The 25,379-nt window shown below is 71.2% G+C and carries 21 protein-coding genes; 6 read left to right on the top strand and 15 right to left on the bottom strand.

Annotated features, from left to right (window positions below):
* Positions 1-85 precede the first annotated feature (85 nt).
* From U5640_RS41645 to U5640_RS41635, 3 genes are all read left to right on the top strand, one after another.
* Entirely contained in the window at positions 86-508 is a 423-nt protein-coding gene (locus U5640_RS41645) for a hypothetical protein (RefSeq protein WP_340384412.1), read from the top strand.
* Between the two features lie 122 nt (positions 509-630).
* Positions 631-2,202: an oleate hydratase gene (locus U5640_RS41640; RefSeq protein WP_340384411.1), complete on the top strand. Its 1,572-nt coding sequence runs from the start codon at positions 631-633 to the stop codon at positions 2,200-2,202.
* Between the two features lie 121 nt (positions 2,203-2,323).
* Positions 2,324-2,806 (top strand): pyridoxamine 5'-phosphate oxidase family protein, encoded by a 483-nt coding sequence (locus U5640_RS41635; protein WP_340384410.1) that lies wholly within the window; start codon positions 2,324-2,326, stop codon positions 2,804-2,806.
* 95 nt (positions 2,807-2,901) lie between these two features.
* Here the strand turns inward: U5640_RS41635 and U5640_RS41630 are convergent, their stop codons facing one another.
* Entirely contained in the window at positions 2,902-3,972 is a 1,071-nt protein-coding gene (locus U5640_RS41630; RefSeq protein WP_340384409.1) for a zinc-dependent alcohol dehydrogenase family protein, read from the bottom strand.
* Positions 3,973-4,228: 256 nt separating this feature from the next.
* Between U5640_RS41630 and U5640_RS41625 the strand changes: the two genes are divergently transcribed.
* Entirely contained in the window at positions 4,229-4,447 is a 219-nt protein-coding gene (locus tag U5640_RS41625) for a hypothetical protein (protein WP_340384408.1), read from the top strand.
* A gap of 237 nt (positions 4,448-4,684) precedes the next feature.
* Positions 4,685-5,266, top strand: coding sequence for a hypothetical protein (locus U5640_RS41620; protein ID WP_340384407.1), 582 nt, complete (start codon positions 4,685-4,687; stop codon positions 5,264-5,266).
* A 109-nt stretch (positions 5,267-5,375) separates the two neighbouring features.
* Here U5640_RS41620 and U5640_RS41615 read toward each other — a convergent pair whose 3' ends face one another.
* The 13 genes from U5640_RS41615 to U5640_RS41555 form a co-directional block, all read right to left on the bottom strand.
* Positions 5,376-6,113 (bottom strand): CBS domain-containing protein, encoded by a 738-nt coding sequence (locus U5640_RS41615; RefSeq protein ID WP_340384406.1) that lies wholly within the window; start codon positions 6,111-6,113, stop codon positions 5,376-5,378.
* Between the two features lie 11 nt (positions 6,114-6,124).
* Positions 6,125-8,887: a GNAT family N-acetyltransferase gene (locus U5640_RS41610; RefSeq protein WP_340384405.1), complete on the bottom strand. Its 2,763-nt coding sequence runs from the start codon at positions 8,885-8,887 to the stop codon at positions 6,125-6,127.
* Between the two features lie 150 nt (positions 8,888-9,037).
* Entirely contained in the window at positions 9,038-10,051 is a 1,014-nt protein-coding gene (gap, locus tag U5640_RS41605) for a type I glyceraldehyde-3-phosphate dehydrogenase (RefSeq protein ID WP_340384404.1), read from the bottom strand.
* Positions 10,052-10,085: 34 nt separating this feature from the next.
* Positions 10,086-12,467 carry a phosphoketolase family protein gene (locus tag U5640_RS41600; RefSeq protein ID WP_340384403.1) on the bottom strand — a complete coding sequence of 794 codons (2,382 nt, stop codon included), beginning with the start codon at positions 12,465-12,467 and terminating at the stop codon, positions 10,086-10,088.
* An 84-nt stretch (positions 12,468-12,551) separates the two neighbouring features.
* Positions 12,552-13,424 carry a universal stress protein gene (locus tag U5640_RS41595; protein ID WP_340385649.1) on the bottom strand — a complete coding sequence of 291 codons (873 nt, stop codon included), beginning with the start codon at positions 13,422-13,424 and terminating at the stop codon, positions 12,552-12,554.
* Between the two features lie 5 nt (positions 13,425-13,429).
* Complete coding sequence (adhP, locus tag U5640_RS41590; protein WP_340384402.1) at positions 13,430-14,452, bottom strand: alcohol dehydrogenase AdhP; 1,023 nt, start codon at positions 14,450-14,452, stop codon at positions 13,430-13,432.
* 44 nt (positions 14,453-14,496) lie between these two features.
* On the bottom strand, positions 14,497-15,402 hold the full coding sequence (locus U5640_RS41585) for a universal stress protein (RefSeq protein ID WP_340384401.1): 906 nt from the start codon (positions 15,400-15,402) through the stop codon (positions 14,497-14,499).
* A 67-nt stretch (positions 15,403-15,469) separates the two neighbouring features.
* A complete protein-coding gene (locus U5640_RS41580; RefSeq protein ID WP_340384400.1) occupies positions 15,470-16,096 on the bottom strand; it encodes a hypothetical protein in 627 nt (208 codons plus the stop codon).
* A gap of 334 nt (positions 16,097-16,430) precedes the next feature.
* A complete protein-coding gene (locus U5640_RS41575) occupies positions 16,431-17,354 on the bottom strand; it encodes a carbamate kinase (protein ID WP_340384399.1) in 924 nt (307 codons plus the stop codon).
* 4 nt (positions 17,355-17,358) lie between these two features.
* Positions 17,359-18,360 carry an ornithine carbamoyltransferase gene (gene argF, locus U5640_RS41570; protein ID WP_340384398.1) on the bottom strand — a complete coding sequence of 334 codons (1,002 nt, stop codon included), beginning with the start codon at positions 18,358-18,360 and terminating at the stop codon, positions 17,359-17,361.
* An 18-nt stretch (positions 18,361-18,378) separates the two neighbouring features.
* Positions 18,379-19,593, bottom strand: a complete 1,215-nt coding sequence (locus U5640_RS41565; RefSeq protein ID WP_340384397.1) for an arginine deiminase — start codon at positions 19,591-19,593, stop codon at positions 18,379-18,381.
* Positions 19,594-19,627: 34 nt separating this feature from the next.
* A complete protein-coding gene (locus U5640_RS41560) occupies positions 19,628-21,124 on the bottom strand; it encodes an amino acid permease (protein ID WP_340384396.1) in 1,497 nt (498 codons plus the stop codon).
* The gene (locus tag U5640_RS41555) at positions 21,099-21,857 is read right to left on the bottom strand and encodes a TerD family protein (RefSeq protein ID WP_340384395.1); all 759 of its coding nucleotides are present in this window, start codon (positions 21,855-21,857) and stop codon (positions 21,099-21,101) included. The genes U5640_RS41560 and U5640_RS41555 overlap by 26 nt, the downstream gene beginning before the upstream one ends.
* A 134-nt stretch (positions 21,858-21,991) precedes the next feature.
* Here U5640_RS41555 and U5640_RS41550 point away from each other — a divergent pair, with 134 nt between their 5' ends.
* On the top strand, positions 21,992-22,234 hold the full coding sequence (locus U5640_RS41550; protein WP_340384394.1) for a hypothetical protein: 243 nt from the start codon (positions 21,992-21,994) through the stop codon (positions 22,232-22,234).
* 248 nt (positions 22,235-22,482) lie between these two features.
* On the opposite strand, the gene U5640_RS41545 is transcribed toward U5640_RS41550, so the two are convergent.
* Positions 22,483-24,786 carry a beta-L-arabinofuranosidase domain-containing protein gene (locus U5640_RS41545; RefSeq protein WP_340384393.1) on the bottom strand — a complete coding sequence of 768 codons (2,304 nt, stop codon included), beginning with the start codon at positions 24,784-24,786 and terminating at the stop codon, positions 22,483-22,485.
* Between the last annotated feature and the right edge of the window lie 593 nt (positions 24,787-25,379).

Genomic DNA, 25,379 nt, shown 5'->3' with positions numbered 1-25,379 from the left:
GAGACACCACCTTCATGCGCGAGGCGCGCGGCCGACGCAGCGGCCTGCCCCCGTATCCCCCGACATCCCGAAGGAAGGACCCGGCATGACCACCGACCCCACCCAGGAGACTCCCCTGGTCCGACTGCGCTCCGACGGCGCCGTGGACGAGGAGACCCTGAGCTACGCCCGTACGAAGATCGACGCCGTCGTCGGCCGGCCGGGGCTGCCCGCTGCCACCGGCGAGGTGCGGATCGCGCGAGCGGCCAGCCACCACTCCGACCGCCCCTGGTCGGCCACGGCCGACCTGCGCATCGGCGGTCGTCAGGTGGTCGCGGAGGCCGAGGAAGCGACCGGCACGGAGGTCGTCGACCGGCTTCAGGACCGGCTGCGCCGCCAGACCGATCATGCTGCCCACACCCGGGACGGCAGGAACCGGACGGCGGTCCCGCCGTGGCGCGGTGGAGGAGGGCGGCCGGTTCCCGGCGCAGGACCGGGCGGCTCGGGAGAGCCCGCCGGCATGGAGTGACCGGGCAGCGAACAGCCGCTGCGGACGGGCACGGTCCGTCGACCGGACCGCCGGGACCCGGTTCGAGGCCGACCGGACCCGTGAAGTGACCAACGGCCCACTGACGAAACAGGAGTTGTGTGATGGCGAAGGCATATCTGGTGGGCAGCGGCATCGCGGCACTGGCCGCGGCGACGTTCCTGATCCGCGACGGCGGCTTCGAGGGGTCCGACATCCACCTCTTCGAGGAACAACGGAGCCTCGGCGGCAGCCTGGACGCGGGCGGCACACCGGACGCCGGCTACACCATGCGCGGTGGGCGGATGTTCGAGGCGGAGTTCCGCTGCACGTACGACCTGCTGTCCGGCATACCCACCCTCGACGACCCCGCCGTCACCGTGACCGAGGAGATCCTGGCCGGACACGAGGACTTCGCCTGGGACGACATCGCCCGCCTCGTCGACGGGGACGGCAAGATCCTCGACACCACCACAATGGGCTTCTCCGAGCGCGACCGCCTTGAGCTGGTCCGCTGCCTGGCCACCCCCGAAGGACACCTGGACGACAAGCGCATCACCGACTGCTTCGGCGAGCACTTCTTCACGACCGGCTTCTGGTTCATGTGGTGCACCACGTTCGCCTTCCAGCCCTGGCACAGCGCGATCGAGTTCCGCCGCTACCTCAGGCGCTTCATCCACCTCTTCCCCGAGTTCGCCTCGATGTCGGGCATCCACCGGACCCGCTACAACCAGTACGACTCCATCGTCCGGCCCCTGACCGCGTGGCTCCACGAACGCGGCGTCACCGTCCACACCGGCTGCCGCGTCACCGACCTCGCATTCACCCCGGGCATCGGGAGCGGCACGGTCGAGACCATCCACCTGAGCCGGAACGGCTGCGACGAAAAAATCACCGTCACGCCCGAGGACCTGGTGCTGGTCACCAACGGCTCCATGACCGACGCCTCCAGCCACGGCACCCACACCTCCGCGCCCCCGCCCGCCCCCCAACGCTCCGACGCCTGGCTGCTGTGGCACCGGCTGGCCCGCGGACGCGAGAACTTCGGCAACCCGGCCGTCTTCGACAAGCACGTCAAGGAGTCCCGCTGGGAGTCCTTCACCGTCACCACGAAGGACCCGGCCTTCCTTGAGGCACTCGAGGACTTCAGCGGCCGTCCGGCCGGCAAGGGCGGTCTGATGACCTTCACCGACTCCAACTGGCTGCTCACCGTCGTCGCCAACCGCCAGCCCGTCTACCGCGACCAGCCCGAGGACGTCGGGGTCTGGTGGGGCTACGGCCTGTTCCCCGCCCGCGCCGGGAACCACACGCCCAAGCCGATGACCCTGTGCACCGGCCGTGAGATCCTCGAAGAGGTCCTGCACCACCTCCCGTTCGACGAGCGGACCGTGGCCCGGATCCTGGAGACCTCCACCGTCGTGCCCTGCGTGATGCCGTACATCACCAGTCAGTTCCTGGTCCGTCGCCGCGACGACCGGCCCCACGTCGTCCCGGAGGGGTCGGTCAACCTGGCCTTCATAGGACAGTTCGCCGAAGTGCCCGACGACGTCGTCTTCACCGTCGAGTACTCCGTACGCACCGCATGGACGGCCGTGGCGCAGCTCCTGAAGCTGGACAAGCAGCCGCCGGAGGTCTACAAGGGCCACCACGATCCCCACGTACTGGCCGCAGCCCTGGAGACCATGCACCACCGGTGATCGCCGACGCCTCCGGATGCCGCCCCGGGCCGAACGGCCCTGGCGGGAGGCTCCCTCGCGGTTCGCGAGGTCCGGTCAGGCCGCGTGTGGCTGCGGGAGACGGAAGACAGTGAGAGATCCGATGACACGGACACCTGCCATCACCGGCGACGACGGAGGGTCGGGCGCCTCGGAGGCACGCAGGAGTGTCGAGCTGGACGGCGTCGAGGCGCTGCGACTGCTGGGCAGCGTGTCCCTGGGGCGGATCGTCTTCACCCGGCACGCGCTGCCGACCGTCCGGCCGGTCAACCACGTGCTGGCCGACGGCGACATCGTCGTCCGCACCCACGGTGACGCCACGCTGACCCGGTACGCCCGGCAGGCAGGGGGTGAGGGAGCCGTGGTCGCCTACGAGGCCGACGACATCGACCGCGACACCCACCTCGGTTGGAGCGTCGTCGTCACAGGCTATGCACGACTGGTCACGGACCCGCGGGAACTGGCTCGCTATCAGGCGTTGTTGCGTCCGTGGGGATCCCAGAGAATGGATCATGCCGTTCGTATCAGCCCCGATCTGGTCACCGGGGTCCTCCTCACACCCGACGGTCCGTCCCCGCGGGCCTGAACGGCGTCACGCGAGACGTCCCCAGGTTGCGCGCCAGAACCGCGCCGTCCTGGTCGAGGCAGACGTTCACCGGCTTCCCGAGAGGTCCTCTCGGTTCAGGCCGCCCGGACGGCGACCTCCTCGTGCGACGGCACACCGAGCACCACCTTGAGGGCGCCCGTGTCGGCGGCCCGCGCGAAGACGTCGTACGCCTCCTCCATGCGCTCCAGCGGGAAGGTGTGGGTGACCAGTTGCGCCGTGGGCAGCCGGCCGGCGGCGGCCATGCGCAGCAGGGTGGGGGTGGAGTGGGTGTCCACCAGACCGGTGGTGATCGTCACGTTCTTGATCCACAGATCTTCGAGGTGCAGCGTGGCGGGCCTGCCGTGGACGCCGACGTTGGCCACGTGGCCGCCGGGCCTGACCATGCGTGTGCACGTCTCGAAACTCTCCGGCGCACCGACCGCCTCGATGACCACGTCCGCGCCGAGCCCGTCGGTGAGATCGGCGATCAGCTGCTCGGGGTCCTCGCGGGCGTCGGCCACGGCGTCGGCGCCGAGTTGCCGTGCGGCCTCCAGCCGGGAGGCGGCCAGGTCCACGGCGACGATCCGCTCGGGCGCGAACAGCCGCGCCGTGGCGATCGCCGCGAGGCCGATGGGACCGGCGCCGACGACGGCGACGGTGTCGCCCGGACGTACCCGCCCGTTGAGGACGCCCACCTCGTAGGAGGTCGGGAAGATGTCCGCCAGCAGGACGGCGTCCTTGCTCTCCACCGCGCTGGGCAGGGCGTGCACGGAGAGGTCGGCGTAGGGCACGCGGACGTACTCGGCCTGGGTGCCGTCGATCAGGTGGCCGAGGATCCAGCCCCCACCGCCCCGGCACTGGCCGTAGCTGCCCTCACGGCAGTAGCGGCAGCGGCCGCAGGCGCTGATGCAGGAGACCAGCACCCGGTCCCCCGGACGTACGGTCCGGACGTCGCCGCCGACCTCCACGATCTCGCCGACGGCCTCATGTCCGAGGACCGTGCCCGGGCGCACCTCGGGGACGTCACCCTTGAGGATGTGCAGGTCGGTGCCGCAGATCGTGACGGCGCCCACCCGTACGATGGCGTCGGTGGGCTCCTTGACAGCAGGGTCCGGGACCTCCTCCCAGGCGGACTGCCCGGGGCCGTGGAAGACGAAGCCTTTCATGACGCTTCTCACCGTCCTTCCAGCACGTGAAGACATCATCACCTGCATCCATTTTGTGCGGTAATCTCCCGATCCGCTTGGGCCGTCCGGTCCCCGCGGCCCGCCGGACGGTCCCTGCCCTCCGCGAGCGGCGAGCAGACCCTGTCGAACCTCCCCGGACAGGTACCCAACGGCCCTTCCGCGTGTCCCGCCGACGCCGCTTTGCCCGCTCCATGGCCGATCACCACACATCGACGTCCTGGCGGCGCCCGCGCTCGTGTCACGCCTGGACGCGCTGACCGCCGGTCCGCGCCCCGACCTGGTGCTCGACCTGCGTCCCGTGTCCTTCATCGACTGCGCCGGGCTGGGCGTGCTGTGGTTCCTGCGGATCCTGCGCTGCACGGGCCTGGCCGGCGCCTTCGGCATCCATCCCCGCCGGCCCGCCGACCTGATCGGCACGCCGGTCGCGCGCTCCGTCTCCGCTTCGGCCGGCTGAGTCGGCGCGGCGGTGGACCCCGTACACGACGAGCCACACGTGCTCGACGGCCTGCCCGGCGCGCAGCCAGTCGCCCCGACGGTCGTGGTCGGGGGGCCATAGGGGGCTGAACGGCCCTCCTGGCCCGCGGAGTTGGTCCCGGGTGGCCCGGCGGCGACGTCTGGTCGGCCCATGCAGCGGCACGGCCTCGGCTGTCACCTTCGGAAGTGTCACCACGACAGGAGGAGGTGCGGACCGATGCCCAGTGGCACCTACGCGAGGAAGCGGTTGTGGCGGTGGCGAAGCAACCCGCTGCGACGACACGACGACATCGTCGAGGCGTGGATCGTACTGGCCGTGTGGGCGGTCTTCGTCGTGGGCGGTACGGTCGCCGGACTGGTGACCGCTCATGCCGCGGACGAGGTGTTCGCACAGCAGCGGGCCGAGCGGCAGTCCGTCCGTGCCGTGCTCCTGGACGACGTCCCGCTCGCCGCCGCCGTGGTCGCCGGCACCTCCGGTCAACGGACGGCCACCGTTCGCTGGACGGCATCCGACGGCTCGACCCGCACCGGCCGGACCCTGGTGCACACAGGCCTCGATGCAGGATCGAGGGTCACGGTCTGGCAGGACGGCCACGGCCGTCTCACCCCGGCGCCGCCGAACTCCACGGAGGCGGCGATCGAGTCGGGCTTCCTGGGCGTCGCGGCGGCGGCAGGCCTGGCCGGCCTGGTGTTCGCCACCGGAGCGGTCCTCCGGTGGCGGCTCGACCGGCGGCGCGTCGACGGGTGGGGCAGGGAATGGGATCTGGTGGGACCACGATGGGGTCACAGGACCGGCTGACCGTACGACGGACACCGACGGACACCGACGGACACCGGGCTCCGCACGGGCGGGATGTCCCGCCCGGAGGCGGAGGCACCGGGCCCGCCGCCGATCACGACGGCGTCGTTCACAGCCGGCGGAGCCAGTCGTCGGTCACGCCGCGCACCGCCCGTGCCTGCTCCTCGGCGCGCAGACGTGCGTCGTCGAGCCGGTAGGTGAGCCTGCCGACCACGTCGACCACGCCGTCGATCCGGCGCGTCATGGACAGGGCGATCTCCGTCTCGCTCTTGCGCTCCATGTGTCCGGTGAGCGTGACGACGCCCTCCGTCACGGAGACCTCGACGCTGCGCGGCGGCAGCGACAGCGCGCGCAGCAGTACCTCCTCGATCACCGCGGTGCGGATCTCGGCGTCGGGCCGCAGGAAGACCTGGAGGAGGTCGCGTCGGGTGACGATGCCCGCGAGCCGGTCCTCCTCGTCGAGGACGGGGAGCCGTTCCACGTGCTTCTGGGCCATGATGCGGGCGGCCTGGACGATGGTGTCGTCGGCGTGCACGGTGACGGGTGGCTGTGTCATCAGCCGGCCGGCGGTGCGGGCCTTGCCCTTCGCGGCCCGGCGCTTGGCACCGGGCGTCAGCTCGGCGAGCCGCCTACGGGGCTTGGGCTCGTACGGGTCGGGGGTGGTCGCCTGGTGCATCATCAGGTCCGTCTCGGACAGGACGCCGATGACTTTCCCGTCCTCGTCCACCACCGGAAGTCCGCTGATCCGGTGCGCGGCCAGCAGCCGGGCCACCTCTTTGAAGGGGGTGCCGTACTCGGCGCGGACGACGTCCGTGGTCATCACGGAGCCGACCCTGTTGTGTCGCATGACGTTCCTCCTCAGCGCAGTCGGCGCAGATAGGGGTCCTGGGAGCGGCGAGGCAGCAGGCGTACGCGTGCGTCGAGCACGGTGACGCCGCCCGGTGTCGCCAGGACGGGGTTGAAGTCGGCCTCGGCGAGCTGCGGCAGGTCCGCCGCCATCCGGGACAGCCGCTGGAGCAGCTCTTCCAGTTCCGCGAGGTCGACGGGGGTGTTTCCGTTCGCGCCCAGCAGCAGCGGGGCGCACCGCGGCGAGGTGATCAGTTGCTGGACGTCGCGGTCGGTGAGGGGGGCGAGGCGGGCGGCGTGGTCGGCGAGGACCTCGGTGGCGGTGCCGCCGAGCCCGAACAGGACGAGTGGGCCGAAGACCTCGTCCTGGACGACGCCGGCGAAGAGTTCGGTGCCGCGTGCGGCGAGGGGTTGCAGGACCACGCCGGTCATGAGCCCGGCGAAGCGGGTCTCCAGGTCGCGGAACGCGGCCCGGACCTGGGAGTCGCCGCGCAGGTCGAGGTGGACGGCGTGCTGCTGCGTCTTGTGCAGGAGCCCGGGCCAGTGGGCCTTCATGACCACCCGGCCGTCGAACCCTCGCAGCCGGTCGGCGGCGAGCACGGCCTCGTCCTCGCTCTCGGCCCAGGCCCACGGGATCTGCGGGACGCTGTAGCAGGCGAGCAGGTCGGCGCAGATGCGCGGATCGAGCCAGCCGCCCTCGGGGTGCGCCGCCAGGTACTCCTCGACGATCGTGCGGGCCCGCTCCGGTTCGGTGTCGTCCAGGTCGGGGACGGTGCCGACGGGCCGGGAGAGCCAGGCGGCGCGCTCGGCGGCGTGTGCCAGCGCGCGGGCAGCCGCCTGGGGTTCGGCGTACGAGGGGATGGTGCCACCGTCGGCGGCGGGCAGCAGCCGGACGGACCGGTCCTGCTCCAGGCGTACGGCGATCACGGGCCGCCCTCGCCGGCCGGGAGCGGCGGTGACCGCCCGAACCAGGTCGTCTCCGGTGGCGGCCGCGACAGCCGTGGGAACGAGGGCCACGATCACGGCGTCGAGGGCAGAACACCGGGTGAGGCGGTCGACGCACTCCGTCAGCTGTTCCTCCGACACGGCGGCGGTGGCGTCGATCGGGTTGCCGACGGCGGCGCCGTCCGGCAGCACGGCGAGCAGGTCGGCGGTCGTCGTGGGGGTGAAGGGGGGAAGGACGAGTCCTGCCTCCGCGCAGGCGTCGGCGGTGAGCACCCCGGCGCCGCCCGCGTTGGTGATGATCGCGACGCGGCTGCCCTCCGGCAGCGGCTGGGAGTGGAAGAGGGCCGCCGTTTCGAGGAGCTCGCCGACCGAGCGGGTCGCGGTGATGCCGGCCTGGATGAACAGTGCGCCGCGGGTCATGGTGCGGGTGGCGGCGGCAGCGGTGTGCGAGGCGGCCGCCTTGCGTCCCGCCTCGGTGCGGCCGGCGTCGACGGTGAGCACCGGGATGCGGCGGGTCACGCGGCGGGCGGTGCGGGAGAAGGCGCGCGGGTTGCCGAAGGACTCCAGATGCAGCAGGGCGAGTTCGGTGCGGCCGTCGCTCTCCCACCACTGGAGCATGTCGTTGCCGCTGACGTCGTACTTGTCGCCGAGCGAGACGAAGGAGGAGACGCCGATGCCCAGCCGGGACAGCCCGTCGAGGAGCGCGATGCCGACCCCGCCGGACTGCACCGCGACGCCGGCCGTCCCGGGGCGGGGGTGCCCGGCGGCGAAGGTCGCGTCGAGACCGAGTTCCGGTTCGGTGTGGGCGATGCCCAGGCAGTTGGGTCCGACGAGCCGCATGCCGTAGGTGCGGCAGGCGGTCAGCAGGGCCTGTGCCTGGGGGTGGTCGAGGCCGGCGGTGACGACGACGAGGGCGCGTACCCCGGCCCGGCCGCACTCGTCGGCGACGGCCGGGACCGCGGCGGCCGGCACGGCCACGATCACGAGATCCGGGGTCATGGGCAGCGCCGCGACGGAGGGATGGGAGGGCACCCCGAGCAACGACGTGACGTTGGGGTTCACGGCGAACAGGCGCCCGGTGAAGCCGCCCGTGTGCAGGTGGTGCAGGACGGCCCGGCCCACGGAACCGGAGGTGCGTCCGGCGCCGACCACAGCGACGACGGACGGCCGCAGCAGGGGCAGCAGGCTGGCCACGTCGGCGGCCCGGCCCCGGGCCTCGACGGCCGACAGGTAGGCGTCGTCCTGGTCGAGGTGGATGGTGCAGCGCACCTCGGGCCCCTCGAAGCGGCGGGAGGTGCGCAGCCCGAGGTCGGCGAAGAGCCGGAGCACCTCGTGGTTCTCGCTCAGGGCGTCGGCCGTGAAGGTGGTGATGCCTTCCGCGCGCGCCGCGGAGACCAGGTGCTCGACGAGCAGGGTGCCCACGCCCCGGTGGTGCAGGCCGTCGGCGACGGCGATGGAGATCTCCGCGCCACCCTTGTCCGCGCCCCCCTCGTCCGCGCCACCCTGGCCATCCTTGTCCGCTCCCCCCTGATCCGCGCCGGCCCTCTCCCCGCCGGTGTCGTACTCGGCGAGTCCGATCACCCTGCCGTCCACCTCCGCCAGCAGGGCCCGGTACCCCGGGCGGGCCGGGGCGCAGGCCCGGTCGGCGGCCATCGCCGCCGCACGCCGGCTCGCCGCGAAGAAGCGCAGGCGCAGGTTCTCCGGCGACATCTCCTCGTAGAGGCCTCGCAGCTGGTCGTGGTCGCCCGGCAGCACAGGCCGGATGCTCACGGTGGTGCCGTCCGCGAGCAGGGCGTGCACCGGGGGCCGGTCGAGCAGGTCGTCCGTCATCGCAGGTCTCCTCATGGCTTTCGGTACTCCGATCGTCCGGCGGAGCGCGGGAGGAGCCCAGGGGCTGTACGGGGCCGCCCCGGGCCCGGTCGGCCCTTCTGGGCCGCCGACCGGTCCCGCTTCCGCCGTGCCGACGAGCGGTCGGAGGTGTCAGTCGTCCGCCACCAGCGCCGTCAGGTCCAGGAGTCGGTTCGTGTAGCCCCACTCGTTGTCGTACCAGCCGAAGACCGTGGCCAGGGTGCCGTTGGCCTGCGTCAGGGCGGGGTCGAAGACGCAGGAGGAGGGGTCACCGATCACGTCGCGGGAGACGATGGGGGCCTTGGAGACCCGCAGGATGCCGTTCAGCGGCCCGGCCGCCGCCGCCTCGAACGCGGCGTTGATCTCGTCCGCGCTCGCCTCCCGGGCGAGGACGACGGCGAGGTCGGTGAGCGAGCCGTCCTCCACGGGCACCCGGACCGCGATCCCGTCGAGCGCGCCGGCCAGCTCCGGCACCACCAGGCCCACGGCGCGGGCGGCGCCGGTGCTGGTGGGGATGATGCTGAGGGCGGCCGAGCGGGCCCGGCGCAGGTCCTTGTGCGGGCCGTCGAGGAGGGACTGGTCGTTGGTGTAGCCGTGGATGGTCGTCATGACGCCGCGCTCGACACCGAAGGCGTCGTCGAGCACCTTGACCATTGGGGCGACGCAGTTGGTGGTGCAGGAGGCGGCGGACACGATCCGGTCCCGGTGCCGGTCGTAGGTCCGGTCGTTGACGCCCATCACGAGGGTGGCGTCCGCCCCCTTGCCGGGCGCCGACAGCAGCACGGTGTGGGCACCGCCCTTGAGGTGCAGGGCCGCGGAGTCCCGGTCACGGAAGTGGCCGGTCGACTCGATGACGACGCCGGCGCCGTAGTCCGACCAGTGCAGGGCGGCCGGGTCCCGTTCGGCGGTGACGGCGATACGGCGCCCGTCGACCGTGATCGAGCTGTCGTCGTGCTCGACGTCGCGTCCGATGCGCCCGAAGGTGGAGTCGAACTCCAGCAGGTGGGCGAGGGTCGCGGGTGAGGTGATGTCGTTGATCGCGACCACCTCGACGTCCTGGGTGCCTTCCTCGGCACGGTCGAGGGCGGCGCGCAGATAGGTGCGGCCGATACGGCCGAAGCCGTTGATGCCGACGCGTACGGTCATGGCGGTGAATTCCTTCCGGAAATGAGGGGCGGGGTCAGGCGTTCCAGGTCCAGTCGGCGACCTCGGGCAGGTCGGTGCCGTGCTCGCGGATCCAGGCCTGGTGGCGGGTGCGGACGTCGGCCATCTGCTGCCGTACGGCGGCGGCGCGCACGGCGAGACCGGGGACGCGGTCGATGACGTCCATGACCAGCCGGTAGCGGTCGAGGTCGTTACGGACCACCATGTCGAACGGCGTGGTCGTCGTCCCCGACTCCTTGTAGCCGCGCACGTGCAGGTTCTTGTGACCGGTGCGGCGGTAGGCCAGGCGGTGGATCAGCCACGGGTAGCCGTGGTAGGCGAAGATCACCGGCTTGTCGGTGGTGAACAGGCCGTCGTACTCGAAGTCGCTCATCCCGTGCGGGTGTTCCTCGCGCGGCAGCAGCCGGGTCATGTCGACCACGTTCACCACGCGGACGGCGAGGTCCGGAAGGTGCCGGCGCAGCAGCTGCGCGGCGGCCAGGATTTCCTGGGTGGGCACGTCCCCGGCACAGGCGAGGACGACGTCCGGCTCACCGCCGTTCTCCGTGCCGGCCCACTCCCATGTCCCGGCGCCACGCGCGCAGTGGGCGCGGGCCTGGTCCATGGACAGCCAGTCGAAGCAGGGCTGCTTGCCCGCGACGATGACGTTGACGTAGTCGCGGCTGCGCAGCGCGTGGTCCGCGACCGACAGGAGGGTGTTGGCGTCCGGAGGCAGGTAGACCCGTACGACCTCGGGGCTCTTGTTGAGGACGTGGTCGACGAAACCGGGGTCCTGGTGGGAGAACCCGTTGTGGTCCTGACGCCACACATGCGACGTCAGCAGGTAGTTGAGGGAGGCGATCGGAGCGCGCCACGGCAACTCCCGCGACGTCCTGAGCCACTTGATGTGCTGGTTGACCATCGAGTCGACGATGTGCACGAACGCCTCGTAGCAGGAGAACAGCCCGTGCCGGCCGGTCAGCAGATATCCCTCCAGCCAGCCCTGGCAGGTGTGCTCCGAGAGGATCTCCAGGACCCGGCCGTGGTGTTCGAGGTGCTCGTCGACCGGCAGGTGCAGGCCCTGCCACACCTTTCCGCTGACGTCGAAGACTGCCTGGAGCCGGTTGGAGGCGGTCTCGTCCGGGCCGACGAGGCGGAAGTCGCGGCGACCGCCGGTGTCCTTCATCACCCGGGCCAGCAGGTCACCGAGGACGCGGGTCGGCTCGTGCACGGTGGTGCCCGGCTTGTCGACGGGGACGGCGAACTCGTCGAGCGGTGCGATGGGCAGGTCGCGCACGAGCAGCCCGCCGTTGGCGTACGGGGAGGCACCGAGCCGCCCGGCGCCGTCGGGGACGCAGGCGAGGACGTCGGCGGCGGGGCGGCCGTCCGGGCCGAAGAGCTCCTGCGGCCTGTACGAGCGCAGCCAGGCCTCCAACTGCCGGAGGTGTTCGGGGTTTTCGCGAACTGCGGCGAGGGGGACCTGGTGGGCACGCCAGGTCCCCTCGACGGGTACGCCGTCGACCTCGGCGGGGCCCGTCCAGCCCTTCGGCGTACGCAGGACGATCACCGGCCAGTGCACGCGCTCGGTGACACCGTCCTCCCGGGCGGTCTGCTGCATCACGGCGATGCGGTCCAGCGCGTCGTCCATCGCCCGGGCCATGGCCCGGTGGACCTGCGCGGGGTCGTCGCCGGACACATGGATGGGTTCGTGGCCGTATCCCCTGAGCAGGTCGTCGAGTTCGGACTCGGGCAGTCGGGAGAGCACGGTCGGGTTGGCGATCTTGTAGCCGTTGAGGTGCAGGATCGGCAGCACCGCGCCGTCGTGCACGGGGTCGAGGAACTTGTTGGAGTGCCAGGAGGCGGCCAGCGGACCGGTCTCCGCCTCGCCGTCGCCGATGACGCAGGCCACCAGCAGGCCGGGGTTGTCGAAGGCGGCGCCGTAGGCGTGGGAGAGGGAGTAGCCGAGCTCACCGCCCTCGTGGATCGAGCCCGGCGTCTCGGGGGCGACATGGCTGGGCACCCCACCGGGGAAGGAGAACTGCCGGAACAGCCTGGCCATCCCCTCGCCGTCCCTCGGGACGTCCGGGTAGGTCTCGCTGTAACTGCCCTCCAGCCAGGAGTTCGCCAGGATCGACGGCCCTCCGTGCCCCGGCCCCCAGATGCACAGGGCGTCGAGTCCGCGCGCCTTGATCACCCGGTTGAGGTGGGTGTACACGAGGTTGAGGCCGGGCGAGGTGCCCCAGTGACCGAGCAGCCGCGGCTTGATGTGCTCCGGCTTCAGAGGCTCCGTCAGCAGCGGGTTGGACATCAGGTAGATCTGTCCGGCGGCCAGATAGTTGGCGGCCCGCCAGTGCGCGTCCAGGGTATGCAGCTCGTCGTCGGAAAGTACGGTGGCGTCCTGGTGGTCGACCTTGGGCATGAGGGACTCCGGAAGTGGTGTACGGGAAAGAACTCGTGTGTTTGCGGGCGGAGTTGGTGAAGCTTCAGCAGCCGGCCACTTCTCTCACCCCTGCTCGGGTACGACCGCGACGGCGCAGACGGAGTGGTGCAGCACCGCGTGGGCGACGCGCCCCAGGTGGAGTCCTAGGTGCCCCGGGTCGCGCCGGGCGCCGACCACCAGCAGGTCCGCCTCGTGGGAGGCCTCCAGGAGGACCCTGCGGGCGGGACCCTCGACCGTGCGTCGGCGCAGGTCCACGTCCGCCGGCGCGTCCTTCAGCGCCTCGTCGAGGATCTCGGTGGCATGCTGCTCGTGCAGACGGGCGGGTTCACCTGCGAGCAGGGGGTGGTCGGTGGTCTCGTGCGCGGGGCACCGCCAGGCCCGTACGGCGTCCAGCGTCGCACGGCGCAGTCTCGCCTCCTCGGCGGCGAAGCGCAGGGAGGCGGAGTGCGTGCCCTTCTCGCCGACACCCAGGACCACCCGGCCGTGCGCGCCTGCCCGGGCCTGGTGGGCGTTGCTGCCGCGCAGCACGATCACCGGGCAGACCGCGTGGGCGGCGACGGTCAGGCTGACCGACCCGAGGAGCATCTCGACGAAGCCGCTGCGCCCGCGGGTGCCGAGCACGAGCGCGGCGGCGCTGCGTCCCTCGTGGACGAGCGCGTACTCGGGCTCCTCCGGCAGCACGTCGGTGGAGACCGCGACACCGGGCCGGCGCAGGTGGGCCCGCTGTGCGGCGGTCCGCACGATGTCCTCGGCCGTGACCTGCTCCGACGTCCGGCCGAGATCGTCCGCGAGGGACTCGCCCTCGTACCGCTCCCAGAGGGAGGCGTACACCAGCCGCAGCGGCAGCCCGCGCAGGGCTGCCTCGTCGGCCGCCCAGTCGACGGCCCGCAGGCTCGGCTCGGAGCCGTCCACTCCGGCGACGATCGGGAGCACCACGGCGCTCACCGCCCCGCCTCCAGGTCGAAGACGATCCGGGCCTTGACCTCGCCGCGCAGCACCTCGTCGATGGAGTCGTTGACGGAGGCGAGGGGGCGGGCCTCGTAGACGACCTTGGTGCGGCCGGCCGCGTGCAGCTGGAAGACCTCGGCGAGGTCCTGCCGGGTGCCGACGATCGAGCCGATCACGGAGGTGCCGTTGAGGACCGTGTCGAAGATGGGGAGCCGGACCGTGCCGTGCGCGGGCAGGGCCACCATGACCAGCTTGCCGCCGCGCCGCAGTCCGGAGTCGACCGCTTCGAAGGCCGCGTCGTTCACCGCGAGCGCGATGGCCGCGTGGGCGCCGCCGTGCCGCTTGAGCACCTCGCCGACGTTCTCCTTGCGGGCGTCGACGACGATGTCCGCGCCGAGTTCGGCGGCGAGTGCGAGCTTCTCGTCGGTGACGTCGATCGCGGCGACCGTGGCGCCGGCGATCTTCGCGTACTGCACGGCGAGATGGCCGAGGCCGCCGACGCCGGAGATCGCGACGAGCTGGGCGGGCTTGACGTCGGCGACCTTCAGCGCCTTGTACGTCGTGACCCCGGCGCAGGTCAGCGGTGCGGCCTCCAGGGCGGTGATCCCGTCGGGCACCGGCTGGGCGAAGTCGGCCCAGGCGAGCATCTTCTCGGCGTAGCCGCCGTCGCAGCCGTAGCCGGTGTTGACCTGCTGCTCGCAGAGGGTCTCCCAGCCGGACAGGCAGTGCTCGCACCGTCCGCACGCCTTGCCGAGCCAGGGCACGGCCACCCGCTGCCCGACGGACAGATGGGTGACGCCCTCGCCGAGGGCCTCCACCAGGCCGACGCCCTCGTGGCCGGGGACGAACGGCGGGTTCGGCTTGACCGGCCAGTCACCGTGCGCCGCATGGATGTCGGTGTGACACAGCCCGGAGGCCTCCACCCGGACGCGGACCTGGCCGGGACCGGGCTCGGGGTCGGGGCGCTCCTCGATGACCAGGGGCTCGCCGAACGCTCGTACGACCGCTGCCTTCATGGCTCTCTTCTCCTCGCGAGTGATCAGGGGTGATGCGGGGCGGGTCAGCCGTGGGGGACGACGGCGACGGGGGCGGTGGAGTGGTGCAGGACGGCGTGCGTGACAGGGCCGATGTGCGCGCCGAACGGACTGCGGCGGACACGCCGGCCCACGACGACGAGCGAGGCCTCGCGCGCGGCGTCCACGACGTGCACGGCCGCACTGCCGTAACGGGACTCCTCGATGACCTCGACGTCCGGGTACCTCTTCCGCCAGGGCCTCAGCACCCCGGCCAGGGCCTCGGCGTCGGCGAGGGACAGCGCCTCGTGCAGTGCGGGGTTCGCGGGCATGCCGTAGGCGTAGTAAGGCGGCGGGTTCCAGCCGTGGACGACCCGCAGGGACGTCGCGCGGCAGCCGGCAGCGCCGAAGGCGAACTCGATCAACGTCTCGTCCGGGTGCTCGACGTCGAGTCCGAGGACCACGGGCAGGAAGGGCGTCGCCGCGGAGGGAAGGCCGGCCGGGTCCGGCTCGTGCTCGTCGGCGGCCACTTCCGGCGCGCGGACCAGCACCACGGGGCGAGCCGCGTGCGCTACGGCGGACAGGCCCACGGAGCCGACCATGAAACCACCGATGCCGCTGAGGCCACGCGAGCCCAGGACGAGCATCTCGGCGCTCTTCGCCGCCTCGCCGAGGACGTCACCGGGGTGTCCGGACAGCTGCTCCCTGATCACTTCGAGGCCCGGGTGGCGCAGGCCGATGCCCTCGGCGGCGCGCCGGGGAATGCGCTCGGTCCAGTGCTGCTGGGTCTCGGCTCCCAGGAGAGGCGTCTGAGCCATCGGCTCCGGCACCGGCTCCCAGACGTGGACGATCTTCAGCGGCAGCTCGCGCAGTTCGGCTTCGCGTGCCGCCCATTCGGCGGCGGCCCCGCTCTCACGCGAGCCGTCGAGACCTACGGTGATGGTGCGGAGCATGATCTCCACCTCCTGGGCAGGGAATCCGGTTCCAGCGCCGTCTTCGAGGGGTTCGCCGCAGCGGTGATCAGCGCAGCCAGCCGCGGTCGCGGACGAACGGGAGCCTGGCCCAGAGCCGGCCCGCGCCCAGGGTGTCGCCGGCGGCGGCAGCGGCCAGCACGACCAGGGCGACGGCGTAGATCAGGTGGTAGTCGACGAACGGGTTCGTCGACATGCTCGCCGAGCCGTCCGAGAGGTGCTTGGCGGGCGGCCACTCGGCGATCCACATCAGCGCCATCATCGCGGTGCCGGCGCATGCGGCGATCCGCAGCGCGACCCCGGCCACCAGGGCGAGGCCGATCCCGAGCAGGCCGAGCATGAACAGCCAGTCCGCCCACGGGCCGCCGGCCCAGGAGTGGAAGGTCGACTCCATCGGCCCGACGGCGACGGAGCCGAGAAAGCCCTTCGTCGGCGAGCCGCCGTCGATCCAGCCCTTGCCGGACGGGGTGGCGTAGCCGAGGCCGAAGGTCTTGTCGAGGAAGGCCCACAGGAACACGAACCCGGTGAGCAGACGCAGGGCCGCGAAGACGTAGGCCCGCGCGGAGTGCGTGCCGGTGTGCGCCGACGCGGACTCGGGCGCGGAGGTGGCCCGGTACCCGCGGAACGAGGGCAGGTGAAAGCCGGAGCTGTGGCGAGGGTGCTCGTGCACGGCCATGGTCGTGGTTCCCTTCGAGGGGGGTCGGGTCGTTCTCTGACGTCACTCACTCTGGCCCCGCACACCGGTCGGCGCCGGATGCCGAAGGTCCACGACCGCTGGGCCGAACGGCCCTGCCTCCAGGAGTCGTTGGACTCGGCGGACACCGCCGCGCGGAGAGCGAGGGCGTACGCGGACACCACGCGCCCGCTCCTCCGGCACCAGCGAACCGACCTTCGTCCAGACGGCCCGGGTACGGTCCGCGGGGCCGGTCAGGAACGACGCGTCGCCCTCGTAGGGCGTGCAGTCGGCCTGGACGAAGTCGCGGACGCCGATCCGCTCGCGGCCCCCTCGGTCAGCCGGCGGTGAGGTCCGGGCGGACCAGGGTGCCCGACCGGCCGTGCACGATCTCGTACGCCGCGTCCAGGGCCCCGATCGCGGCGAGCCCGCCGGTCCGCTCCACGAACCGGGCGGCCGCCTCGGCCTTCGGCCCCATCGAGCCGTCGGGGAAGCCCCTGCGGCGCAGCTCGGCGGGGGTGGCGTCGAGGACGGGGCGCTGGTCGGGTCTGCCGTAGTCCTCGTACACGCACGGGACGTCGGTGAGGATGAGCAGGAAGTCGGCCTTCAGGTCCTCGGCGAGCAGCGCGGCCGTCAGATCCTTGTCGACGACGGCCTCCACGCCGGTCAGCGCGCCGGTGTCGTCGTCGGCGGTGACGGGGACGCCTCCGCCGCCCGCGCAGATCACCAGGGTGCCGCTGTTGAGCAGCTCGTGGACGGTGTCGGTCTCCAGGATCCGTTCCGGAGCCGGGGAGGGGACGACGCGCCGCCAGCCGGTGGTGTCCTGTGCGATGGTCCAGCCGCGCTTGCGGGCAAGGGAGCGGGCCATGTCCCGGGAGTAGACCTGGCCGACGAACTTGGTGGGCCGTGCGAAAGCCGGGTCGTCGGTCCGTACGAGGGTGTGGGTGACCAGGGTGACGATGCGTCGGCCCGGCAGGGCGTCGTGCAGCGTGCAGGCGAGCAGGGAGCCGATCATGCCCTGGGTCTGGGCCCCGAGCAGATGCAGGGGGTAGGGGGCGCTGAGCGCGGGGTCGGCGGCGCTCTCCATGGCGAGCAGCCCGATCTGGGGGCCGTTGCCGTGGGTGAGGACGAGCTCGTGCTCATGGGCGAGGGCGGCGAGGGCGGTGGTGACCCGGTCGATGTTGGCCTGCTGGACGGCGGCGTCGGGGCGTTCGCCTCTGTGCAGCAGGGCGTTGCCGCCGAGGGCGACGACGATACGCATGGTTTCAGTCCTCCAGGGTGGCGACGAGCACGGCCTTGATGGTGTGCAGCCGGTTCTCCGCCTGGTCGAAGACGATCGACGCCGACGAGGAGAAGACGTCGTCGGTGACTTCCAGCCCGTCCAGGCCGTAGGTGGCGAAGAGGTCGTTGCCGAGGCGGGTACGGCGGTCGTGCAGGGCCGGCAGGCAGTGCATGAACCGCACGTCCGGGTTGCCGGTGGCGGCCAGCGTCTTGTCGTTGACCTGGTACGGCAGCAGCAGTTCGATCCGCTCCCGCCAGGTGCCGGCGGGCTCGCCCATGGACACCCAGACGTCGGTGTGCAGGAAGTCGGCTCCGCGGACGGCGGTCTCCACGTCCTCCGTGAGGGTGATCCGGGCGCCGCTGCGCTCGGCCAGTTCCCTGCACGTGGTGACCAGCGCGGGATCCGGCCACAGAACGGCGGGAGCGGCGATCCGCACGTCCATGCCGAGCAGGGCGCCCATGGACAGCAGCGAGTTGCCCATGTTGTTGCGCGCGTCGCCGAGATAGCAGTAGGCGATGTCGGGCAGCGGCTTGGGGCTGTGCTCGTGCATGGTCAGGACGTCGCACAGGCTCTGGGTGGGGTGCGCGGTGTCGGTGAGCCCGTTGCAGACGGGAACACCCGAGTGGGCGGCGAGTTCGGTGACCAGCGACTGGTCCGAGCCGCGGTACTCGATGGCGTCGAACATGCGGCCCAGGACGCGGGCGGTGTCGGCGATGGACTCCTTCGTGCCGATGTGGGTGTCGCCCGGGCCCAGGTAGGTGGTGGCGGCGCCCTGGTCGGCGGCGGCGACCTCGAAGGCGCAGCGGGTGCGGGTGGAGGTCTTCTCGAAGATCAGGGCGAGGTTCCGGCCGGTCAGCCGGGGCTGTTCGGTGCCGGCCCGCTTGGCCGCCTTGAGGGTGGCGGCCAGGTCGAGGAGGTGGTGGATCTCCGCGGCGGTGAAGTCGAGTTCGCTCAGGTAGGAGCGGCCCCGCAGGTCGATGGTCATGGTGGTTCCCCCTGGGGTTCAGGCGGCCGGGGCGCGTTCGATCGGGCAGCTCATACAGCGAGGGCCGCCGCGGCCTCGGCCGAGTTCGGCGCCGGCGACGGTGACGATCTCGATGCCCTGCTTGCGCAGATAGGTGTTGGTGGTGACGTTGCGCTCGTAGCCGACGACGACTCCGGGGGCGAGGGCGAGGAAGTTGCTGCCGTCGTCCCACTGTTCGCGTTCGGCGTTGCGGATGTCCTGCGGGGCGGAGAGCATCCGGACCTTGTCGAGGTCGAGGGCCTCGGCGAGGGCGGTGGCCAGATCGGAGTTCGGGGCGACGTCGAAGCCGCACTCGCGGGTGCCGCTGGGCGTGAGCGTCCAGGAACGCAGGGAGTCGGCGAGGCCCGGGTAGATGACGAAGGTGTCGCGGTCGAGCATCGTCAGCACGGTGTCGAGGTGCATGTAGGCGCGGGCGGCGGGGAGTTGGACGGCGATCAGCTGCCGCGCCGTGCCGCCGGCGAAGAGCCGGGTGGCCAGGTTCTCGACCGCCTGCGCGGTGGTCCGCTCCCCCATGCCGACCATGACGGCGCCGTTGCCGAGGACATGGACGTCACCGCCTTCGAGCGTGCCCACCGAGCCGTCGAGGATCGGCGCCGGTGCGACGCCGGCGAACATCGGGTGGAAGCGGTAGATCGCCTCGGCATGCAGGCTCTCCCGCCGCCGGGCCGTCTTGGCCATCGGGTTGACCGACAGCCGGTCGTACACCCAGCAGGAGTTGTCGCGCGGGAAGAGGTGGTTGGGCAGCGGCGCGAGCGCGAAGTCGTCGGCGTCCAGCGCGTTCCAGACCAGACTGTGCGGGGTGGCGAGCGGCAGGTCGCTCTTGAGGAGTCCGCCGATGAGATGCCCGGCAAGGGTCTCGCCGTCGAGCTCGGCGCACAGGTCACGGACCGGGTCGATCAGCGCCGGTCCGACCGTGGCCGGGGTGACCACCCGGTCGAGCAGCCAGTCGCGGGCCTCGTCGCCGTCGAGGGTCCGGGCGAGCAGGTCGGCGAAGTAGTGCACGCGGGTGCCGTGGTCGCGCAGCACCTGGGCGAAGGCGTCGTGCTCCTCTCGGGCGCGCTTGGCCCACAGGACGTCGTCGAAGAGAAGCGCGTCGACATTGCGCGGGGTGAGGCGGGAGAGTTCGATGCCGGGGCGGTGCAGGATCACCTGGCGCAGACGGCCGGCCTCGGAGTCGACATGGAACGTGGTCATGGCGTGGTTTCCCCTGTCGTGAGGTGGACGGTGGTCAGTCCTGGTGGCGGTGGGCGTTGCGCTTGCGCGGGCCGCCGACGCGGTTGGTGCCCAGTCCTCGGGAGAGCCGCTTGGGCGGGGCCGGCGTCTCGGGGGCGCGCTCCTCGCGCGGGGCACGGGCGGCGGGGATCACCGCGGCCTCGTCGCCGTACCGGCCCTGGCCGCGCTTCAGCCAGACGTAGACCGGCACGCCGAGCAGCAGCACGAACAGCCCGTAGTAGACGGTCTGGTAGCCGCTGCCCTGGATCGACCAGTAGGAGAAGGCCAGCGCCAGCGCGGCGACGGTGACATCGCGGGCGAGGCGCCGCGGGCTCAGGGTCTCCCGGCCGCGCACCAGCAGCCAGTACATCTGGGCGGCGGCGGAGAACAGATACGGGATCACCGCGGTGAGGACACTCAGCAGCACGATCTTCGTGAAGACATCCTCGAAGCGGGTGTAACTGAACACGGTGATCAGCGACGCCAGCACGGTGGAGGCGATGACCCCGAAGGCCGGGACGCCGCTCTCGCCGCGCAGCTTCGCGAAGGCGTCGGGGAAGAGCCCGTCGCGGGCCGCGGCGTACGGCATCTCGGCGCACAGCATGGTCCAGCCGTTGAGGGCGCCGATGCCCGAGACGATCGCGGCGACGGCCACCACGTCTCCCGCCCAGGTGCCGCCGAACATGTTGTTCGCGGCGTCGGTGAACGGCGCGGTCGTGTCGCCGAGCGCTCCGTGCGAGACGGTTCCGAAGACGGCGAGGGTGCCGAGGATGTAGATGACGGCGCACAGCAGCGTCCCGTACACGGTGGCGCGCGGCACGTTGCGCTCCGGGTCCCGGACCCGGCCGGCGACGACCGACGCGGCCTCCAGGCCGAGGTAGCTGAACAGGGCGATGGCCGCCGCCGCGGAGATCGCGCCGACCGCCGGCTGACCGCTGGAGTTGAAGGCACCGAAGTTGTCGGGGTCGATGAAGAACAGACCGACGGTCGCCATGAAGACGAGCGGCACGAACTTCAGCACGGTGGTGACCACCTGGAACGCGCCCATGGTGCGGACGCCGCTGAGGTTGGTCGCGGCCGCGACCCAGAGCCCGCCCAGAGCGAGACTCATCGAGATCCAGGTCGTGTGCCCCGTGTTGACGAACACCTCGACGTAGCCGACCCAGGCCACGGCGATCGCCGCGTTCCCGGCCCAAGCCGTGATCCAGTACGACCAGGCGTTGAGGAATCCGGCGAACTCCCCGAACGCCTCCCGGGCGTAGACGTACGGCCCACCGCTCGCCGGCACGCGCTTCGACAGCGCCCCGAAGGTCAGCGCGAGCGCCACCGCGCCCAGGGTCACGACGACGAAGGCGACCAGGGAGACCGGCCCGTACGGGGCGAGGGCGGAGGGGAGGGCGAAGATTCCGGTGCCGATGATCGTGCCGATCACGAGCGCGGACGCGGCCGGGAGACCGAGCGCCGCCCGGGGGGCGGGCGCCGCTCGTTCACCACTCGCTGAGGTCCTGGGCATTGCTGTGCTCCTTGTGCCGGTCGCTGCGGATGAGTCGGTCGGGACCGATGCTTCTGCGCCGTGCCGGACCGGGGGAGCGGCCGTACGGGGCTCGCGGAGGTGCCGAAGGTCCCGGTCGGACAGGTCCGTACAGCCCCAACGCCTGCTGCGTGCAGCGCGATTGGTGTCTCCCGGCGGTTCCGTCAGTGCCGGCTCCCGACGGGCGGGGGTGCGGTGGCCGGACGCCGGTCAGCGCATCGACGCCGTAGTCGGTCGCGAGACCGGCCAGACCGGAGGCGTAGCCCTGTCCCACTGCGCGGATCTTCCATCCGCCATCTCGTCGGTAGAGCTCCGCCAGCACCGCGACCGACTCCCCGGACGTGAAGTCCGGCGCTGTGAACGACCTGGTCGGCGAGCCTGTCTGGGAGATGGAAAGGGCGTCGCCGACCTCGGCCAGGATGCGGGCACCGGTCCTGACCGCGCCCCCGGGCATGGAGGTCAGGACCTTCGCGAGAGGGTGGGCCTCCAGCAGGGCCGTCATGCGGGTCTCCAGGACCTGGCGGCGCTTGAGAAGAACGGCGAGAGACTCGGCCAGCCCGGAGATAGTCTCGCCGCCCGAGGCCGTGCCGGGGACCTGAACGGTCTGCTCGGCCAGGGCGGCATGGATCTGTCCGGCCAGCTCCCGTGGGGTCCGTATGCGTGGGGCTGCGTCGGTCCTGGCCTCGATGAGCTCCTCGGCGGGGGCCTGGGCCAATGCGGCCGGGAAACCGAACCTCTGCAGCAGGGCCAGGGCCCCCGGGTGGCGCAGTCGCGGTCCCAGGACGCGTTCCAGGGCCGGGGGACGGAGGTGAGCAGTCCGCGCAGCCGGTTGGAGGCGTGGGTGGTGTCTTGGGCGAAGTCGTCGTCGCAGCCCAGGACCATGGTCAGCTCGGCCTGCACGCTCTCGGCGGGGTCGATGCTGTCCAGCAGGTGGGGCATGGTGCGGGCGGTATCGGCGATGACCTGGGCGTCGCGAGCGCCGGTCTTGCCCGTGCCGGGGTGGCAATCGGAGAGTCGGCGCATCGACAGGCCCGGCAGATGAGTAAGTCGAAGGTGATGCGGCCATCACGCAGCAGGGCCGTGCCGTGGTGAGTGGACTTGCCCACGTCCAGGGTGCAGAACACATCGATCGATGTGAAGTCACAGGGGCAAAGAGTCATACCGGCCCCGAAGGCCACGAGTCCCAACCGGGCTCTACAAGAAAGGTGATGGGCATCGGAAGCCGCTTGTGGCGGGTCCGAGAGGCACCGCCACAAGCTTTGTCCGGTATGACGAACGACGATCGAAGGAGCTGAGTGCAAATGAGGGAGAACGACCAAGCCCGCCTTCCGCGACGGACGCTAGTTCAGCACGATGCGCCACCGGTTGTCGGCGGTGCCGTCGTCCGCGTCCTGGACCGCGAACGCGCCGACCGCGGTGGAGTTGTTCGCGATGGCGAGCAGCTTGCCACTGTTCACGTTGCGGATCTTGTAGGTCCCGTCGCCCTGGTCGAGCAGGGTCCACTTGTGGTCGGCGGTGCCGTTGTCCGACCATTGGAGGACGGTCGCGCCGTCTGCCGTGTCCATGTTCAGGACGCCGAGCACCTTGCCGCTGTTGGCATTGCGGAAGCGGACCGCGCCTCCGTCGGTGATCATTTCCCAGTTGTGGTCGGCGGTGCCGTTGTCCGTCCATTGCAGAGCGCGGCCGCCGTTGGACGTGGACATGTCCTGGATGCCCAGCAGGAGACCGCTGCTCGCGTTGACGAGACGGACGGTGTTGCCGGTGGTGTTCCAGTAGACGGTGTAGTTGAAGCCGTGCGCATCGTGGAACGGGCCGAGGTTGACGGTGGAGCCGTTGGCGGTGGCGGTGAAGGCGAGTGAACTGCTGCTGGTCCGTCTGATCGAGGACGTGGTCAGCGCAGGGAGGGCACTGAGCGTGGAGTCACCGTAGTTGCCGGCCAGGACCACCGGGCCGTAGGTGATCGCGGCGACGTTCGCGCTGTCGTTGGCCGGTCGGATGCCGAGCCGCATGGGCAGGCGGACGGTGACCGTGTCGCCGGAGGTCCACGAGCGGTTCAGGGTGGCGTAGCTGCCGGGCGTGGTGGTGATGTTCTGCGCGACGCCGTTGACGCTGATGGTGGCCCCGGTGGTCCAGCTCGGGATGCGGATGCGCATCGCCCACGTTCCGCTGACGCTGCCGGTGACCTGAAGGGTCGTCGTGTCGCTGACAGGGTAGGTCGTCGTCTGGGTGACGGTGATACCGCGCTCGGTCCAGGTGAGCACCGAGGGCACGAACATGTTCACGGTCAGCGTGGTGTCGTTGTGGAAGTAGATGGAGTCCATCAGCCTGGTGTGCATCTCCAGGCCCGTGCCCTGGCAGCACCAGAAGGTGCCGTAGTCGGTGCTCCAGGTGCCGCCGCCCAACGCCGGGCCGACACCGCGTCGGCCTCCCGGCTTGAGGGGGGTGAAGTAGGTGACGTGGCCGTGGTCGTCGGCCGGGTTCTGCTGGCCGATGATCTGGTTCAGCCATGCCCGCTCGTAGTAGTCGAACAGTGCGACGCGGTTCGGGTCGAGCGTGAACAGCTCCCGGGTGAGGGTGAGCATGTTGATGGTGTTGCAGCTCTCGCACGTGTCGTTGGTCAGGTAGCCGGCGATGGCGTTCGGGGCGCGGAAGTGCTCCGCCTGGCTGTTGCCGCCGATGGCGTAGGTGTGTGCGTTGACGGTGATGTTCCAGGCGTTGGTGGCGATGTCCCGGTAGCGGGTGGTGCCGGTGGCCTTGTACTCCCGGGCGGCACCGATCCACTTGGGGACCTGTGTGTTGGCGTGAATTCCGTTGAGCTGGTCCTGGTTGGCCGCCAGCGGGTCGAACACCGCGGCGTGGTCGAACCGCTGGGCCACGGTGAGCCACCGTGCGTCGCCTGTCTGCTGGTAGAGATCGGTCAGCACGGCGTTCATGCCACCGAACTCGACGCGCAGCATGGTCTGCATCTGCTGGGTGGTCAGCCGGCCGGTGCGCCAGTCGACCCATCCGGCCAGGGCGAGGAGCACGTCCCGGGCTTGTGTGCTGCCGATGTGGCGCCATACGTCCAGCAGGCCGGTGAGGGTCTTGTGGATCGTGTAGTACAGCACCTCGCCACTGGTTCCCTGCTCGAGAGCAGTGAAGTTGGACTCGGGGTAGCCGGAAAGGTACCCGGGGCTGAGACCGGCGGCGCTGTTGTTGGCCTGGCACTTGGCCAGCTCCGCGACCATGTAAGTGGCCTTGTCCCGGCAGGTGGTGTCCCCGGTCACGGCGTACGACTGTGCCCATGCCGTGAGGAAGTGCCCCTGGATGTGGGTGCGGAAGCCGAAGTTCGGCGCGTCCCAGCCGCCGTTGGCGGTCGCACCGTTGGTGGACAGCTTGTGGGTGGCGCGGAAGTTGTACAGCAGCCGGTCGACATCGATGAACCGCAGGTAGTTCTGGGTGCGGTTCTGGTTGTCCAGCCAGCGGCTCGCGGTGAGCCGGACCTGGCCGAGCTCGAAGGGGTACGCCAAGACCCCGATGTCGGCCCTTGCGGGAGGGACGGCCGCTTGGGCGGAAGACGCGCCGAGGAAGGATCCGGTGGCAGAGGCGGCCACGGTGGCCCCGGTCAGTTGCAGGAGACGACGCCGGCTGACGGAGGAAGACATCTTGAGCCTTTCAGTACGGCAGAGCGACTGCTTGGACGTTTGATGCGCCGGCTCACACGTCGACGGTCGGGCGTGGCGCGTCACGGGCTTGTGTGCTGCCGACGCGGCGCCCTACGGCCGACAGGCCGACGACATCCCCCTCACGCGGTTCGGCTTTTCGAACGTCGTCCGAAATGCAGAACGCACATCTTCGCTGACACATTGGATGGATTAACGGACACGGACGTTGCCTGTGTCTAGCCCTTGTGAACGCAAAATCCTTACCGACTGTCGGGCCATCCCGTAGTTCTGCGGCCACGTGCTGCGGGGGCGCAGTTCCACGCCCCGGTACACGATGGCCTGCGGACGGGCCGTGCAGCCGCTCCGCGAATGCGGGTTGGCGGTCAGCTTCGCGTACCCGGCGGCGCGGGGCGCGGCGCTTGTTCGCGCCGCCGGCCATGGTCGATCAGCGGAACTGGACCCCGTCGTCCCGTCGGAAGCGGACGTGGCACATCTCGTATGAGCCGGGCCAGGGGGTCGGGTGAGTGCCGGATCGGTCATTTGTACGTCAGTGGATCGGATGCGTTGGATGTCTTGACGCGCCCTCCTGTCCG

Origin of the sequence: Streptomyces sp. SS7 (genome assembly GCF_037993025.1) — a bacterium.
Classification (GTDB): Bacteria; Actinomycetota; Actinomycetes; order Streptomycetales; family Streptomycetaceae; genus Streptomyces.
This window is presented reverse-complemented; position numbering and strand designations above follow the sequence as displayed.